The 16506-nt window shown below is 34.3% G+C and carries 19 protein-coding genes and 1 riboswitch; of the genes, 2 read left to right on the plus strand and 17 right to left on the minus strand.

The genetic code is table 11. From position 1 onward, the window contains the following. Positions 1-227 precede the first annotated feature (227 nt). Entirely contained in the window at positions 228-926 is a 699-nt protein-coding gene (locus AC07SW_RS05420) for an O-methyltransferase (RefSeq protein WP_135022799.1), read from the minus strand. A 224-nt stretch (positions 927-1150) separates the two neighbouring features. Between AC07SW_RS05420 and cbpA the strand changes: the two genes are divergently transcribed. After that, on the plus strand, positions 1151-1792 hold the full coding sequence (cbpA, locus tag AC07SW_RS05425) for a cyclic di-AMP binding protein CbpA (RefSeq protein ID WP_034571575.1): 642 nt from the start codon (positions 1151-1153) through the stop codon (positions 1790-1792). A 61-nt stretch (positions 1793-1853) separates the two neighbouring features. Here the strand turns inward: cbpA and AC07SW_RS05430 are convergent, their stop codons facing one another. The 15 genes from AC07SW_RS05430 to AC07SW_RS05500 form a co-directional block, all read right to left on the minus strand. Continuing rightward, positions 1854-2351: a QueT transporter family protein gene (locus tag AC07SW_RS05430; RefSeq protein ID WP_311780637.1), complete on the minus strand. Its 498-nt coding sequence runs from the start codon at positions 2349-2351 to the stop codon at positions 1854-1856. A 6-nt stretch (positions 2352-2357) separates the two neighbouring features. Then, a riboswitch (PreQ1 riboswitch) is annotated at positions 2358-2405 on the minus strand. Between the two features lie 76 nt (positions 2406-2481). Further along, complete coding sequence (locus tag AC07SW_RS05435; protein ID WP_034571581.1) at positions 2482-2832, minus strand: type II toxin-antitoxin system PemK/MazF family toxin; 351 nt, start codon at positions 2830-2832, stop codon at positions 2482-2484. Between the two features lie 13 nt (positions 2833-2845). Beyond that, positions 2846-3109 (minus strand): hypothetical protein, encoded by a 264-nt coding sequence (locus AC07SW_RS05440; protein WP_034571584.1) that lies wholly within the window; start codon positions 3107-3109, stop codon positions 2846-2848. A 135-nt stretch (positions 3110-3244) separates the two neighbouring features. Then, a complete protein-coding gene (gene alr, locus AC07SW_RS05445) occupies positions 3245-4360 on the minus strand; it encodes an alanine racemase (protein WP_463685374.1) in 1116 nt (371 codons plus the stop codon). Positions 4361-4391: 31 nt separating this feature from the next. Beyond that, positions 4392-4745, minus strand: a complete 354-nt coding sequence (acpS, locus tag AC07SW_RS05450) for a holo-ACP synthase (protein ID WP_034571589.1) — start codon at positions 4743-4745, stop codon at positions 4392-4394. A gap of 290 nt (positions 4746-5035) precedes the next feature. After that, a complete protein-coding gene (gene cshA, locus AC07SW_RS05455; RefSeq protein WP_162919135.1) occupies positions 5036-6655 on the minus strand; it encodes a degradosome RNA helicase CshA in 1620 nt (539 codons plus the stop codon). A gap of 382 nt (positions 6656-7037) precedes the next feature. Continuing rightward, positions 7038-7730, minus strand: a complete 693-nt coding sequence (locus AC07SW_RS05460; RefSeq protein ID WP_135022796.1) for a Bax inhibitor-1/YccA family protein — start codon at positions 7728-7730, stop codon at positions 7038-7040. Between the two features lie 87 nt (positions 7731-7817). Next, entirely contained in the window at positions 7818-9194 is a 1377-nt protein-coding gene (locus AC07SW_RS05465; RefSeq protein ID WP_494632414.1) for a UDP-N-acetylmuramoyl-tripeptide--D-alanyl-D-alanine ligase, read from the minus strand. Positions 9195-9297: 103 nt separating this feature from the next. Then, positions 9298-10389: a D-alanine--D-alanine ligase gene (locus AC07SW_RS05470; protein ID WP_034571601.1), complete on the minus strand. Its 1092-nt coding sequence runs from the start codon at positions 10387-10389 to the stop codon at positions 9298-9300. Positions 10390-10542: 153 nt separating this feature from the next. Beyond that, positions 10543-10860, minus strand: coding sequence for a DMT family transporter (locus tag AC07SW_RS05475; protein ID WP_034571604.1), 318 nt, complete (start codon positions 10858-10860; stop codon positions 10543-10545). Beyond that, entirely contained in the window at positions 10857-11186 is a 330-nt protein-coding gene (locus AC07SW_RS05480; protein ID WP_034571606.1) for a DMT family transporter, read from the minus strand. The genes AC07SW_RS05475 and AC07SW_RS05480 overlap by 4 nt, the downstream gene beginning before the upstream one ends. Positions 11187-11371: 185 nt before the next feature. Further along, a complete protein-coding gene (locus AC07SW_RS05485; protein ID WP_034571608.1) occupies positions 11372-12136 on the minus strand; it encodes a hypothetical protein in 765 nt (254 codons plus the stop codon). Between the two features lie 149 nt (positions 12137-12285). Beyond that, positions 12286-13179, minus strand: coding sequence for a zinc metalloprotease HtpX (htpX, locus tag AC07SW_RS05490; RefSeq protein ID WP_494632416.1), 894 nt, complete (start codon positions 13177-13179; stop codon positions 12286-12288). Between the two features lie 152 nt (positions 13180-13331). Next, positions 13332-13886, minus strand: a complete 555-nt coding sequence (locus tag AC07SW_RS05495) for a LemA family protein (RefSeq protein ID WP_034571614.1) — start codon at positions 13884-13886, stop codon at positions 13332-13334. A 141-nt stretch (positions 13887-14027) separates the two neighbouring features. Further along, entirely contained in the window at positions 14028-14501 is a 474-nt protein-coding gene (locus tag AC07SW_RS05500) for a Dps family protein (protein WP_034571617.1), read from the minus strand. Positions 14502-14721: 220 nt separating this feature from the next. Here AC07SW_RS05500 and AC07SW_RS05505 point away from each other — a divergent pair, with 220 nt between their 5' ends. Continuing rightward, complete coding sequence (locus tag AC07SW_RS05505) at positions 14722-15501, plus strand: SMI1/KNR4 family protein (RefSeq protein WP_463685369.1); 780 nt, start codon at positions 14722-14724, stop codon at positions 15499-15501. Between the two features lie 43 nt (positions 15502-15544). Here AC07SW_RS05505 and AC07SW_RS05510 read toward each other — a convergent pair whose 3' ends face one another. After that, entirely contained in the window at positions 15545-16267 is a 723-nt protein-coding gene (locus AC07SW_RS05510; RefSeq protein WP_034571624.1) for a class A sortase, read from the minus strand. Positions 16268-16506: the final 239 nt, after the last annotated feature.

Here is a 16506-nt window from a genome sequence, read left to right on the forward strand (position 1 = left end):
CACGTTTAGAAGTTTGTGTCAACAACTTTTTTTATTTTCTTTTTCGCTAAGTTGTTGTTACGTCCTAGCGACATGTAATAATATACCAAGATTTCACCACTTCGTCAACACTTTTTTATACATTTTTTTGTTTTTTTGTATATTTCATTGGAAACCTGTTAATTAACAGGTTTTTACCTAAATTAAAAAGACTGTTTTTTTGTATAAACAGTCTTTTTACTCTTTTTTTATTCAATTAAATATGAAAAATCCGTGTTATCTTTTTTAACAATCATCAATAAACCGTCTCCAAGTGGTAAGATACTACTTTCTAGGGCTTCATGTTTCATTACTACATCTAAAAAAGCATTTAATTTTCTATGAATTACTCTTGAGCGTTTTGGTATCTCTTCTTTCGGAAGTAAAATTGTTCCACCTTGTAAAACATCGTCTACAATCAACATTCCTCCCACTTTCAACAGGCGCATACATTCCGGAAAGAAATCATAGTATTTTGATTTCGCACTATCCATAAAAATAAAATCGTACGGTCCTCCTAAAGTAGGTAAGATATCCGAAGCTTGTCCTTCTAATAAAGTAACTTTGTCCGTTAAACCTAATTTTTCATAGTTTGCCTTTGCTTTATTAATCATCACATCAAAACGATCAATTGTTGTAACGTGTCCATCCTCACCAACATGTTGAGCCATTAGACTAGATGAAAATCCGATTGCTGCTCCGATTTCTAAAATATTTTTTGGTTTCAATTGTCCTAGTAATAAGTTTAAGAATACTACTGTTTCGTGTGGAATAATTGGAACTCCGTTAGCATTTGCGGTTCTTTCTATTTCGCCAAGCTCTCCTGCAAGTGGTTTTTGTTGTTTTCGAATAAACTCTAAAACATCTTCATTTACAACTGGACGATACATCATTTCATTTCGTGCCATATAAAAGCCTACTTTCTTATTTATACTATATTTTAAAAGAATTTATTTAGAAACTTGTTCTATTATAAAATTCTACTCTACAAGACACAAGCTTTTAATGAAAAAAAGTTTTATATTTCTTTGCAAATCTAGTTGAAAACATTTTACTCTAGCTCTTTATATGGTATTATCAAAGGAGTAGAGCCTTTTCATCAACTCATTAAATTATAAAGGAGGATACGATGATGTTAATAAAATCACTTTGTATTCCTAAGAAAAAATTAACGACTGTTAAGGAAACCGTTACTCTTCAAGAAGCTATTGAAATTTTGGAAAATTCTGGTTACCGTTGTATTCCGATTCTTGACGAAACCGGAACTATTTTCCGAGGTAATATTTATAAAATGCACATTTACCGTCATAAAGCGAATGGCGGAGATATGAGTTTACCTGTTACTCATTTGCTTAAAAATGCGACTAAATTCATTTCTGTTGATTCTTCATTCTTTAAAGTGTTCTTTACAATCAAAGAATTGCCTTATATTTCTGTATTGGATGAAGAAAATCGCTTTTATGGAATCTTAACCCATAGTTCTCTTTTAAACATGCTCCAACAATCTTGGAATGTTAAAGTAGGTAGTTATGTTTTAACTATTGCTTCTTCTGGTTTAAAAGGCGATTTAAGTAATATGACTAAAATCATCAATAAATATTGTACCATTGCAAGTTGCATTACACTTGACGTTGAGCAAGATGATTTAGTCCGTCGCACAATGATTACCTTGCCAGCTGGCGTTGAAGAAGAAAAACGCGATCAAATTATCGAGCATCTTGATAAACGTGGTTTTAGAGTCGTTGAGATTGAAGATTTAAAACATTTAAATTAGCTATTAAAAAAAATCCTCCACTAAACTAAGAGTCATTTCTCCTATTTAGTGGGGGATTTTTTTATTTTTCAATTCTACGGTTAAAATCTACATAAGTATTTAATGCTTTCATAACTGGCATTGTAAGAACTAACACAATCATTTCACCAATTCCAGTCGTTAAATAGGTAGCCCAAAATGGCAACCCAAATACTAAAACAAGCTCCCACGCAATAATCGCCATCGTCAGACTGAAGACTATCGTATTAATAATCATCTTTAACCATACATTCTCTACTTTTCCTTTACGAATCAATCCGCTAGTAAGCAGCAAGGCAACCAACGACTGACCAACTCCAAAAACCAAATCATAAACGCCAAGAGATGAAAAAAATAAATTTGAGATAAATACTCCAGATACGATTCCAACAATATATTTTTTATTAAAGACCACTAGATGATTGAACATCTCAGCAAATCTTAGTTGAACTGCTCCAAAAGATAACGGAGCCAGTACTGCTGTTATCGCAACATACAATGCCGCAACAATAGCATTTGTGACTAATGTTTTTGTTTTCACTACTATTTCCTCCTAGTTTTTTTTCGTGGGATGGTATGAATGAACCACGTTTATGAGACAAGCTCTTGAATAGTATAGCATATAATGAAAAAAAATCATCTGCCTTTAGACAGATGATTTTATATAAGTATCAAACACTTCCTGTAAGTCCCACACTAATTTCCAAAGCTTCATCAACCTTTTGCATTAATTGAAAATCAATTTGGGTCACTTTATCTTTTAGTCGTTGTTTGTCAATTGTTCTAATTTGCTCTAATAGGATAACTGAATCTCTTTCTAAACCATGATTTTCAGCTGATACCTCAACATGTGTAGGCATTTTTGCTTTTTGAATTTTTGCAGTGATAGCTGCAACAATAACCGTTGGACTATAATGATTTCCAACATTGTTTTGGATGATTAAAACTGGGCGCATTCCGCCTTGTTCCGATCCAACTACCGGTGATAAGTCTGCGAAATAAACTTCTCCCCGTTTTACCATAGGCTTTTCCTCCCTAGATACCTCGTTCAAACTTTGAACTTACGTCTTTTTCACAACCTTCAAATTCATTACAAATATCCAGATTGATTTCAGACATTTCTGCGTATCCTTTGCGCATGGTATCATGATTTTTTTTATTTTCTTTAAAAAAGCGAATCATTACAGCGTTGACAAATTCCGTTTCATCGGCTGAATATTTTGCACAATATTCTTGGATTTCTTGATAAATTAAGCCATCTAATTTAATTTCTAATGATTCTATTTTTTTATTCTCCATGATCCATACCTCCAAACAATGCTAAGTTAAATTTTATAGCTTTCGTTTTATGGTACCATGAAAAATAAAACTTTTAAATAGTCCTTTTTGAATTATTTGGCATATGTAAAATTTATCAGAAATTCTGTTCACAAATTAAACATAAATTCGAGGTACTCTTAAAGCGATACCACATATGATTTCATAATTAATTGTGCCTAAATATTCTGCTAACTCTTCCATCGTTACTTGATCATTTCCACTTTTCCCAACTAAGACAACGGTCGTCCCTACAGGATATTCTTTTGGCAAACGGATCATACATTGATCCATACACACACGTCCAATGATTTCACAACGTTGCCCATCAACCAGGACAGTTTGTCCTTGTAAACTTCTCCGCCATCCATCCGCATAACCAATTGGAATCGTTCCTACCCACTCACAATCGCTTGCTTCGTAAGTGGCTCCGTAGCTAACTGTATCTCCTGGTTGTATTTCCTTAACATGCACCAATTCACTAATCAGTTCCATAGCAGGTTCTAAAGAAATCGGTGCTTTCAAAGTTGTTCCAGATGGATTTAAACCATACATAGCGATTCCGTAACGAATCAAGTTTGTTGGTATTTGTTGATGCCATAGCGCCGTTGCACTATTTGCAGCATGTACAAATTGTGGCTTATTGCTTAAACAACTTATCAACTTATTGAACTGTTTTAGCTGACGATTAAATTGCGTTTCATCCGCTTCATCTGCTGTGGCAAAATGTGTAAAAACACCTTCAAATTCAATTAATTCAGAATTAGTCGCATAATTTTCTGCTTCTGTTAGTTCTGAAACGGTTCTAAAACCAATTCTTCCCATACCCGTGTCTAATGCTAAGTGAATACGTAAGGCTTTAGTAGTTTGTTGCATTAATCTCTGCTCAGCTTCTTTTAACCATTCTAAGCTACTTACAGTCACACTTAAATCTTCAGCTGCTATGATAGGAACAAATTCTACATCAACTATTCCTAAAATCAAGATTGGCTCAGTAATTCCAGCCTTTCTTAACTCCAACGCCTCATCTAATAGCGCAACACAAAATCCAGATACCCCACTATCTCTCGCGATTTTCGCAATTTCAACAGCGCCATGTCCATAGCCATCTGCTTTGACAACTGCAAATAATTTGCAATCATCTCCTAATCTAGCCTGTTCATTTTGCAAATTGTGTCTAATTGCTTTCTTACTAATTCTTGCATATGTCTTGCGATGCTTTCCTGAAACCAAAAAAATCCCACCTTTATTTTGTAGCAAAATATTAGGTATTTTCCAAGATTACTTGAGCCGCAGCAATTGTATCTGTATGCGTAATGGAGATAAAAGTATTACCTATAAAAGGCGCTTTAGCAATATACGGTTTTCCTTTTTCATCGTTTAATACTTCAATATCCAAAAAACCTACTTTTCCAATTCCCGTTCCCAAAGCTTTTGAAAAGGCCTCTTTGGCAGCAAATCTTCCCGCTAGAAATTCCATTTTCCGTTTTCCGTTCAACTGATTGAATACTTGTTGTTCATTTTCTGTCAATACTTTCATTGGAAAACTAGCCTGTTTTTCATATGCCTTAACAATTCGTGGAATTTCAGTTAAATCTAAACCAATGCCAATAATCATTTAGAATCCCTCTTTTATGTATCATTTCTAATTGGCTTACTTACCATTGATTAAGAAGCGGTAAAAGTTCGCAAACCTTTAATAAGTGTTACTAGCAGTAATTTTATCAAAAAAAAATACTTTTGTCACCTTTTAACCACTATTATTCTGTTAAACATTAATATTTATAAGTTGTTATCTTATTTTTTTATTTTTCCTTTATATTTGGATTTTTTTAACAGTTACTGCCCTCTAATTTCTATCAAAAAAAGAAGGAACCTCTATTAATATAGAAGTTCCTTCTTGAAAGATTAATCTTTATTACGGATAGTAAAGTTACGATCTCCGCCACCATTGCGACGGTTATCTGTTGCTTTACCACGGTTGCCACCACTCTTACGAGCTTCGCCACTTCCGTTACTGCTACTACGTTTGCTGTCTTTACTCCAATTTCCATTAGAGCTAGCTCCGCCGCCACTACGACGATTATCTTTACCTGAGCGGTTTCCTCCGCCATTTCCACGACGTTCGCCGCCACGGTATGATGATCCACCTTTGCTACGACCACCGCCGCCACTACGGTTACCACCACCGCCTCCGCCACCTTTACGGTTTGGAAGTGGACGCTCTGGAGTGATTTTAACTGGAACTTCGCTTGCATCTTTTGAAATGCTCTTCAAGAATGCTGCTGCCAGATCCGTTGCATCATAGTCTTCTAACAACTGTGCTGCTGCTTTTTCATAGCGTTCTAATTCATTAGAATTAATAACTTCGCCTACTGTTTCCATTGCTGCTTTGATTTGGCCTTCGAAAGCTTCATCATTTGTTGGTGGACGTAATGCAGTCATTTTCTTCTTCGTCAATTCTTCGATTACTCGTAGGTAGCCCATTTCATTTGGTGTAATGAAAGTTACTGACATACCTTCTTTACCAGCACGTCCTGTACGACCGATACGGTGAACATAACTTTCTGGATCTTGTGGAATGTCATAGTTGTAAACATGTGTTACTCCTGAAATATCTAATCCACGAGCAGCTACATCTGTTGCAACTAAGATATCTAAATCGCCTTTTTTAAATGCTTTTAAAACACTCATACGTTTTTGTTGAGACAAATCTCCATGGATTCCTTCTGCACGGTAACCACGCATTTCTAATCCTTTTGATAATTCATCTACACGACGTTTTGTACGTCCAAATACAATCGTTAATTCAGGTGTTTGAACATCTAATAAACGAGTCATGATATCAAATTTTTCGAAGTCTTTACAGCGTACGAAATATTGATCAATCAGATTAGCAGTCATTTCAGTTGCTTTGATTTTAACATGTTCTGGTTCTTTCATGAATTTAACACCGATACGTTTGATAGCATCTGGCATAGTTGCTGAGAATAATAATGTTTGGCGAATTGATGGTACTTCTTTGATGATTTTTTCGATATCTTCTAAGAATCCCATGTTTAACATTTCATCCGCTTCATCCAATACTAATGTTTCAACGTGATCTAATTTTAAAGTGCGACGGTTGATATGGTCAAGTAAACGACCTGGTGTACCAACAACGATATGTGGTTGGTCTTTTAAAGCACGGATTTGACGGCTGATATCAGCGCCACCATAAACTACTTGTACGCGAACTTTTTTATCACGGCTTAAACGGAACAATTCTTCTTGTGTTTGAATTGCTAATTCACGTGTTGGCGCAATAACTAAACCTTGGACAGTACGGTTGGTAATGTCGATTTTTTGTAGCATTGGTAACCCAAATGCTGCTGTTTTACCTGTACCTGTTTGTGCTTGACCAATTACATCTTTTCCTTCTAAAGCTAGTGGAATTGTTTGATCTTGAATTGGTGTTGCTTCCTCAAAGCCTAAGCGTTCTACGGATTGTAGTAATTCTGGTGATAATCCTAATTCTGAAAATTTCAATATATTTCCTCCCATTTACAAAACCTTAAAGAGAGATTTTTGCGAAATACAGGCAATAAAAAAACCTTCTGCTGTCAGTCCATATAAAAACCCGGTGTCTGATTGACGAATTCGTCATGCACCAGGCCCTTCATTTCATATAAAAACTTGGGTTTGTTTCTCCAAGTTTCGTTTTCTCGCGTATCTATTCACAAAACCCTCAATGGTTTCATTTTCTGTTATCTAAGCAATGTTACCATGTTTCATTCTAATTTTCAATCAAATTACACTATTGTTTTCATGAACACGTTTTCTCTTTTTATTCGAGACACCCAAAATACGATAAGATTTTTTCTTTTTTTTGTTATAAATAAAAAAAGAAAGGCTATTAATAGCCCTTCTTTTAGTCTCTTCCACCAAAAATTCTTAAAATGCTCAAGAAAATATTGATAAAATCTAAATATAAACTTAATGCGCCACTAATAGCAATTGACCCAAGTGTTTCTTGATCTTGGTAGTGCATGTAAATTTGTTTTAATTTTTGTGTATCATATGCTGTAAATCCGATAAAGATTAAAACGGTGATAATTGATAGCACGAAATCTGCTGGTCCGCTTTTCAAAATAAAGCCATTGACAACTGTTGCAATGATTAAACCAATTAACGCACCTCGTAATTGTCCACCAAACGAGCTCATATCTTTTTTAGTTACGAATCCTACAAAGCTCATACCAGCAAATGTTCCAGCTGTAATCATAAATGCAGAAGCAATACTTCCCAAATTGTAAACAAGGAAGATTGAAGATAGCAAGACCCCATTAACAATTGAAAATGCAGTAAAACCAACTATGGAAGAGCCTACTGAGCGCAATTTTTTCCCATTAGAAGCTAGTTTAAAGACTAAAAATAATTCTAAAACAACTAAGGCAATCAAACCAAATGGACTGCCATAAACAAATTTCATAATGATTGGACTTTGTGATGCGTAAAAAGCAGTTATGCCAGAAAGTGCTAAACCTAGCGTCATATATCCATAAACAGTAGCAAAGAAACGTGACATTCCTTCTGTGGCTACTTCTCTTCTTTGATTTTGCATTGTATCTACCCCTTTAAATCTAATTTATTATACCTAATAGTATAACAGAAAGTTCGGCTTGTTGCACTCCGTCCGAAGTCTGATTCGTTAAACTGATTGAATCGCTGTAACAACTGCTAATAAATTTGTACCAAAGCTAGATTTAACTAAAATGTGATCCTGTGGTTGGATTATTTCCGTTAATTCAGCAATCAATTGCTCTTTATCCTTAGTGTAGTGGTGAACTCTCTCTTGAGGGAAAATAAGTAGTAACTTATCAAAGAGAACAGCCATTTCCTCGCCATACAAATAAACTTCATCTATTTTTTGAGGGTTTAGATGTTCTGCAACACTCTCATGCATTTCTTTGGATAGAGAGCCTAATTCCAACATGTCTCCTAGTACAGCAATTTTTTTTCCTTCATTTTTTAATTCACTAAAATTGTCTAATACAGCATTCATCGCTGTTGGATTTGCATTGTACGCATCATTTAAAATCATGCTGTTGTGAATTCCTTTTACCCATTCTGTTCTATTTTTTGTTAAGTTAAATTTTGCAAGAAATGGCGCAGCTTCTTGAATTGTAATTTCTAATTTCAAGCCAACTGTTAGTGCTGCTAATGCGTTGCTCACATTGTAGGTTCCCAGAACAGGGATAGAGCATTCAGTTAATGGCGCTACGTTTGTTTCAAAGGATGTTTCCATCATTCCTGTTTGGACATTTACTGGATACAGGTCATTTATTTCTGACATTCCAAACGTTGCAAGCTGTGCAGGTTTTAATTTAGCTGTTTTTTCTACTAGTAAAGGTTCTTCACCTGGGAAAATAAGAGCGCCTGTTTCTTTTAATCCCGCAGTAATTTCCATTTTAGCATCTGCAATTCCTGCTCTTGAACCTAAGTATTCAATATGTGATTCGCCAATCATTGTGATAACAGCAATGTCTGGCTGTGCTAAATTTGACAACAGTTCAATTTCTCCTGCATGATTCATACCCATCTCTAAAATGACTACTTCGGTATCTGACGGCATTTCTAAAATCGTAATTGGTAAACCAATATGATTATTAAAATTCCCTTGTGTTTTATGAACTCTATAACGCGCCTTTAAGACTGCCTCGGTCATATCTTTTGTAGTTGTTTTACCATTACTCCCAGTTATTCCAACTACTTTTGGATTAATTTTTTCAAGATAATATTTTGCAAGCTGTTGCAAGGCTATTAGTGTATCTTTAACTTGTAAAACAGGAAATCCGCTTGGGGCTTGATCTAATGGAGCACTCCAAAAGGAAGCCACCGCACCATTCTCTATTGCACTGTCAATAAAATCATGCCCATCATTCGTCCCTTTTAATGGGACAAATAGAGAACCTTCAGTTGATTTTCGTGTGTCAAATTGTACATTATTAATTGCAAGTTCTTCCCATTGGCGGATATTATTTACCGCTCCTACTGCTTTGGCAACCTCTTTAAGTGTTAAATTCATTCTTTATCCTCCAGTTTAAAATCGTATAGAGCGATTTTACCGTTTATTATAATCGAAAAGCTGAACACAAACGCGTTCAGCTTTTCTGACATTTCACAACAAATTAGCTTTCTTCTGAATATTGAAAAGCTTGTCTTTCTTCAAATCTTCTTAAAGCTAATTGGATCAATTCTTCCACTAAATCGCCGTAGCCTAAGCCTGTATTTTCCCATAATAATGGATACATGCTAAATTGAGTAAAACCAGGCATCGTGTTGACCTCATTGATAAAAATTTCATCATTGCTTGTTAAAAAGAAATCACAGCGGCTTAAGCCACTTCCGTCTAATGTTTGGAAAGCTCTCGCTGCGTATTCTCTTAATTGAATTGACACATCTTCCGTTACTTTTGCAGGAATCTGTAATGTCACTTCATTGTTGATGTATTTAGAATCGTAGTCATAAAAATCAACGGTTTTTACAATTTCACCGGGAACAGAAGTATGAATATCTGAATTTCCAAGTACCGCTACTTCGAGCTCTCTTGCTTCAATACCTTGTTCTACAACAATGCGACGATCATATTTTAAGGCTTCTTCAATAGCTTCAATTAATTCTTCTCGATTTTCAGCTTTGCTAATTCCTACGCTTGATCCCATATTTGCAGGCTTTACAAACATTGGATATAAAAGTGTCCCTTCGCATTGCATAAAGACTTTTTCAGCATCTGTTGACCAGTTATTTTTTAAGACTGGAACATATGGTACTTGGGGAAGACCTGCTTGTTGAAAAAGATATTTGCTGATAATTTTATCCATTCCACACGCACTTGCTAACACTCCGGCACCTACATAAGGCATACCAATAACTTCAAATAACCCTTGGATTGTACCGTCTTCTCCATTTGGTCCGTGTAAGACTGGGAAAATAACCGCGTCTTCTTGTTTGATACTTGTCGGGCTGATTTCAACACCTGTCGAAATCGCTCCTTCCTTGATGGCTAAAACCGCTTCATCGGCTTCTTCAAATTTCAATGCATCAGCATTGATAACAGGGGATTCTAAGGTCATTCCTTGTAACCATTTTCCTGATTTTGTAATGTAGATTGGTTCAACGTCGTAATATTTATAATAAATTTCTTTAGTGATTGAAAAGGCTGTTAAAATTGAGACATCGTGTTCTGCACTTTTACCGCCATAAATTAGAAAGATTTTCATCTTATTCGTTCCTCCAAGTGTTACTCAAAGTTTATTTTTTTTGTTATTTTTTACTTTAATTCAAAGGTATTGTATCATACTTTCGTTATCCTTGAAATAATAAAATGTCTCATTAAACTCTAAGTTTCACTTAAGATTCTCAAATTTCACTTTCTAATGTGACGTTAATTTTAAGCCGATTACTCCAATTATAATCATGCCTACAAATAAGAATTTTTTCCAGCTTCGATTTTCACCAAGAAAAAACATTCCCCACAAAACTGTTGAAGAGGCGCCAATTCCTGTCCAAATTGCGTAGGCCACACCGATTGGAATGGTTCGAGTCGCTAATGAGAGCAAATACAGTCCCAGTCCCATAATCACAACAGAAATGATCCCTTCTTTTTTCTTTTTAAAACCATCAGATTTTTTTAAAAAAATAATAAAACCAAGTTCACATGCTCCTGCAATCATTAAATATAAAATACTCATTTCTCTTCACCATCCTCAGTCATTTTCAGCCCTAAGATACCACCCAATAAAATTAATAATGAAATAATTTTCCAAAAACTCACATTTTCACCTAACCAAAGCATGCCCATTAAAGCTGTTCCTGCTGTTCCAATTCCTGTAAATACTGCATAGGCAACACCTATACCTAGTTTTCTCATCGCTTTTTCTAATGCTCCAAAGCTAATAATAATAAACACAATTGCAATTATGCTTGGAAGCAGAATTGTAAAACCGTTTGATTCATTTAAGAAATAAGCCCATACAATTTCCAATACTCCTGCAATTAATAAATAGATCCATTCCATTTTTCATTTCCCCATTTCTTTTCTATTCGTTTCATTTTTTCTTACTTGTGTAATTCAGCCATCTCCGGTTGGGATTTTTTTCAAATACATCTATAATCTATCCTTTCTAAAATAAAAAGAAAAAAAGCCCTAGAATGCATGGCACATTCTAAGGCCGAAATTCTCTAAAACATTTCTATATTTAATTAAATACTTGATAGTAATGGTAGTTTTTCTTCAACCGTCCAACTGCCTGTATCTTGATTGTAACAAATCATTCCAACTAGGTCTTTTCCAGAAAAACCATTTGTATTAATTGCTCGTAAACGATCTTCTAAAAGATAAATTGGGATACAGTAACAATTCTCTTCTATTGTAACATGTTTTAAAGAAAGAAGCACTCCTTCTTTTAGGTAGGGTACAATTTCTTTGATTGTTTCTAAGGGCAGTTTTTCAATGACTTTGCTTTTTTGGAAAAAATTTCGTTTTTCGTTAATTTTAGATTCTAATGCTTCCCTAATACTTTTTCCAAGCAAATTGTAAAATTGATCTAAATAACGATAATAAACTTTATTCATGCCATCTGACAACGTCAAATAAATGTAGTTGTTTTGTAACTTATAATAAAATGGAGAATGTAGGTGAGTATGTGCATGCGCAATATAAAGAAGCTCTGAAATTTCAACAGGCGTTAGTTGACGTAATAATTCTAAATTTTCAAAATCTACCCATTTGTACTTAATTTCTGAACGACCAGCTTCTTCTAAAAACCGACGTACATTTTCACGGTCACGAACGATACGAAATCCTGTATGAGTTTCGTATTCTCCAATTCCTTTTTCAGTATTTAGGAGGAGAATGTTGTTAGGTATTTTTTTTAGCGTTTGCTGAAAGTCAACCACCGTAATGCCCTTACTCAACACATGGTTCGTAACACTATCTAAATGTACGTATATATATTCTGAAGCCATGATATGATTTACCCCTCCTATTCGATTTTTGTCTTATAAATAACATTGTACTACTAAACAAGAAACTAATCTGTATCAAAACCATGATAAGACTATTACAATTTGAATTCGAAACACAAGGATTGCGTCAATCAGATTACAAAATGGATTTACATCGCTTCTAATCGTGCAATTCTTTTTTCAGTAGCTGGGTGCGTTGAAAATAAGGAATCTTTGGTTTCTTTTTTTAATGGATTTTCAATATATAAAGCTGCGCTACTTGGGTCTGCTGATTTCATAGGTTCACTTTGAGAAATTTTATTTAATGCAGAAATTAACCCTTGAGGATTTCTTGTTAATTCGACTGCAGACGCATCTGCTAGATATTCGCGATTACGAGAAAGAGCAAGCTGAACTAAGGTTGCAGCTAAAGGAGCTAGAATCATCAAAATAATTGAAATAACCAACATAATTGCAGAGCTTCCATTGTCATTTTTGCTATTGCTGCTACGTCGCCCTCCACCAAACCACATCATTCTTGTCCCAATATTAGCCAATAGTGCAATAGCTGCTGTTAACGCTAGTGCAATAGTCGATAAACGAATATCATAGTTTCGGATATGTGAAACTTCGTGTGCCATGACGCCCTCTAATTCTTCTCGGTTCAACTTCTCTAAAATACCAGTCGTCGCTGCCACTGATGCCGTTTCGGGAGAATTTCCTGCTGCAAAAGCATTTGGGCTTGGATCATCGATGATATAAATTTTCGGCATCGGAATTTTTGCAATTAAAGACAGCTCTTCTACTACATTCCACAACATCGGGCATTGCTCTTTACTAGTTATTTCCTTACCTTTATTCAATCCCATTACAACTTTAGTTGAATTTAAAACCATGATTCCCATGTAAATTGCGGCAATAATTGCCGCTATAATAATTCCAGTTGTAATACTATTGAAATTTGCATATCCCACGGCTGCACCAATTAGCAAAATTAAAAGAAAAAATGCAAACATGACAAGCACGGTCTTCCGTTTATTTTGCTCAATTTGTTGATGTAACACAAAAATCCCTCTTTTCTATACAACTATTTTTATGATAAGAAAAAACCCTTGCGAAAAAGAAAGGAGTTTCCCCTGACTTTAACCACTAAGGGTCACTATCCTTTTATTTGATAAAAGGTCTACCTTCGTCGAAAGATAGACCTTTTGTTCAATTAGAAGGATACTTTTGGAACAACTTTTTCTTCTGTTGGCGTTTCTAACATCGCTTCTTCTGTAAAGTGATGTGCTTTAGCAACAATGTTACTTGGGAATGATTGAAGTTTAATGTTGTATGTCGCTACACTTGAATTATACAATTGGCGCGCATAGGCAATTTTATTTTCAGTTGTTGTCAATTCTTCTTGTAATTGGATAAAGTTTTGATTTGCTTTTAAGTCAGGATAACTTTCGCTTAAGGCAAATATTGTTTTTAATGAATCGCTTAATTGATTTGAAACTTTCATTGTTTCTTCGTGGTTATCTGCTGGAACTTGTGTTAATTGATTACGCATTTCAACTACTTTAGCCAGGGTTTCTTTTTCATGGCTTGCATAACCTTTGACTGTTTCTACTAAATTCGGGATTAAATCGTTACGGCGTTTTAATTGAACGTCGATTTGGCTCCATGCTTCTTTAACCCACATTCTTGCTTTGACTAGACCATTATATAAACTAATATAGACTAGTACTAGTAATACGATAATAACAATTGCAATAATTAATCCCATACCAAATCGCTCCCTCGTGTTTTTATAGTTTAAATATAACAAAGAATTCTCTAAAAGGAAAGCAAAGTTTCCGTTAAGTTTTCTTAACCAAATCGTAAAAAAATTGTAGGTTTTTAGCAAAACCTACAATTCTCAAGATCCTTACTCTCCTTCTAACGGTGATTGATCTAAGAAGGCTTGTAACATCCAAATGTTTTTTTCAATTTCAGTTTTGTAGGCAATCAACATATCTTGTGTTGAATCATCTCCAGCTTCCCCAGTCAACTCTATACCTTCGCTGATTTCATCGCGAATAATACGGTAATCATGAACGACTGAAGCCACCATGTCGTTGGCACTGATTTTTTTAGTGTAAGGTTTTTCTTCGATTGATGCATGTTCTAGGTATTCGGATAATGTTGAGTAAGGTGCGCCTCCAATTGCAATTAAACGTTCTGCAATTTCATCGCTATTTGCTGCAATGCTGTTAAATAATTCTTCAAATTTTTCATGAAGTGTATAAAAACTAGCTCCTTGTACGTACCAATGATGTTGATGGAACTTTGTATATAAAACTCCGTGATTGGCTACCTGTTTGTTTAAAATAGCTTTGACATCAATATTCGTTTTTTGCATGTTTTTTCATCCTCCAATTGTTTTTTAAATAAATTCTTATTTTATAATCATTATAAAGTAAAACGACTCTTTTGTCCATTCATTCCGACAAGAAAGCTTCTGTTCCTTTAATTATAACTTTTCAATAGATGAAATACAATAAATAGCATTTAAAGAATCTTGTCTTTTAGGCAGCTTCAATGCTATGATAAACTGAGTATTTTAACGAAAGGATGAGCTTATGTATTTTATTGAAACGCCTTTTTTCCCAACTACTAACTATTCAGTCTCACCTACTCCATTTTTCAACCATTACACTATAAAAGACCTACCAAAAGCTTATCTGCATTTATTGGAAGAACAAAATGGAGGGTACTTAACTAAAAATGCTCTACCAACCAGCGAACCGACTCGTGACGGGCTTGATATGGTAGCAATTCATACTATTTTAGGTATCCAAAAAGAGGGGACACCTAGTATTCTTGAGCAAAAAGAACTTCATGAAGCTTTTCATTTACCTGATTATTTTATTGTTTTTAGTTATCAAAATGAACAATTTTTTGGTTTTGATTATTCCATTTTAAATGCAAATGGGGAACCTAAAATTCGTTATATTGATACAGATACGGATCAATGGCTATACTTAGCCGATTCATTTGAACAATTTTTGGTTTTGTTGCGTAAAGATTCTTTTACTTTAAATGATGCAAAAGAACTCTCTTTAATTGAGGCTAATCATATTTTTTTAATTGGAGAAAATTTTGAAATTGAAGAATTGTTAACTCGCTTTGAAACAACCACTCATAAAGAATGGTATTTTAACTGGCTTGCTTATCTTGCCAAATCCGACCAACCACCGCTTGTTGCCGCTTCTCTTCAAGCATTTGAAACTCAAGTTTTCTATTTTCATTCAAAATTACCCGAATCTGTAAATGACTTAGTCTCTATTTTTTTAAGTCTTGAGACTCAAAAAAACTCGTCTACTTTAGTTGCTATTTTAAAAGAATTGAACGAGAACTAAAAAAATAAGCAAAACGCCTTTGTTGGGCGCCTTGCTTGTTTTTTTATTTAGTCACATTTTTTTCAATATCAAATGCTTTTTTCATTTCTTTTGTTGCTTTTTTTATAGGTACTTTTTTGACAAATTCACCTTGCACAACTAAACGTTTTGAGCCATCTGGATTACATGTAACTAACGTCAATAACGTTTTGCCTTCAACATCATCAATTAAATCAACACGGTCTGGATTGACTGTTTCAATAAATGACGTTTTATACACATAGACATCTGTTAAATCTGTTAAATAAATCTCATCATCCATTTTTAATTTATATAATGGACTAAATAGTAAATCTTTATCGATCATATTATGTCCAGCTAAGGCATAATTTCCCTCACCCATTACTTGATTTTCTTTCATTGTACCCGCGCCAACTGCTAAATTATAGTTCGAAACGCCCTTAATAATCGGTAAGTTAATTTTTACACCTGGAATCGCAATTCCACCTACAACAGCCATTTTATCTTGATATAGTCTTGCTTTAGCGATTGTTTCTAAATCTAAATCTACTACTTTATCAAAATCAAATTCACCTTTGGTTTGATTGTTTTTTTCAATGCTTGCTGCTGATACATTAGAGACCGCATTTTTATTAGACATTTGACCGATGATCCAGTATTTTATTGGGTTACTAAATATTAAAAGTAAACCAATAATCAGTAGCAAACCTGCTAAAATATTGATTACCTTGTTTTTGGTACTTTTTTGCTGTTTATTTTTAACCATTTTTTAGTTTCCTCACTTTTTACATAATAGTAGTAATAGTATAACTCAAATTCTTTCTTTTGGATAGTTGCTTTATTTTTTTTTAACGATTGAAAAAATCCCGAAATTTCTGATGCTAAGGGGTTACTCACTAATCACTAAGATTCATTATTTAGTGTAAATTGCATTTCTTTTTATAGCTACTATCCTCTTCCTTAAATTTGGTGATTTTTAAATTGTGGATTAAAAATACTTTCTGC

Source organism: Carnobacterium sp. GW821-FHT04C06 (assembly GCF_059420345.1).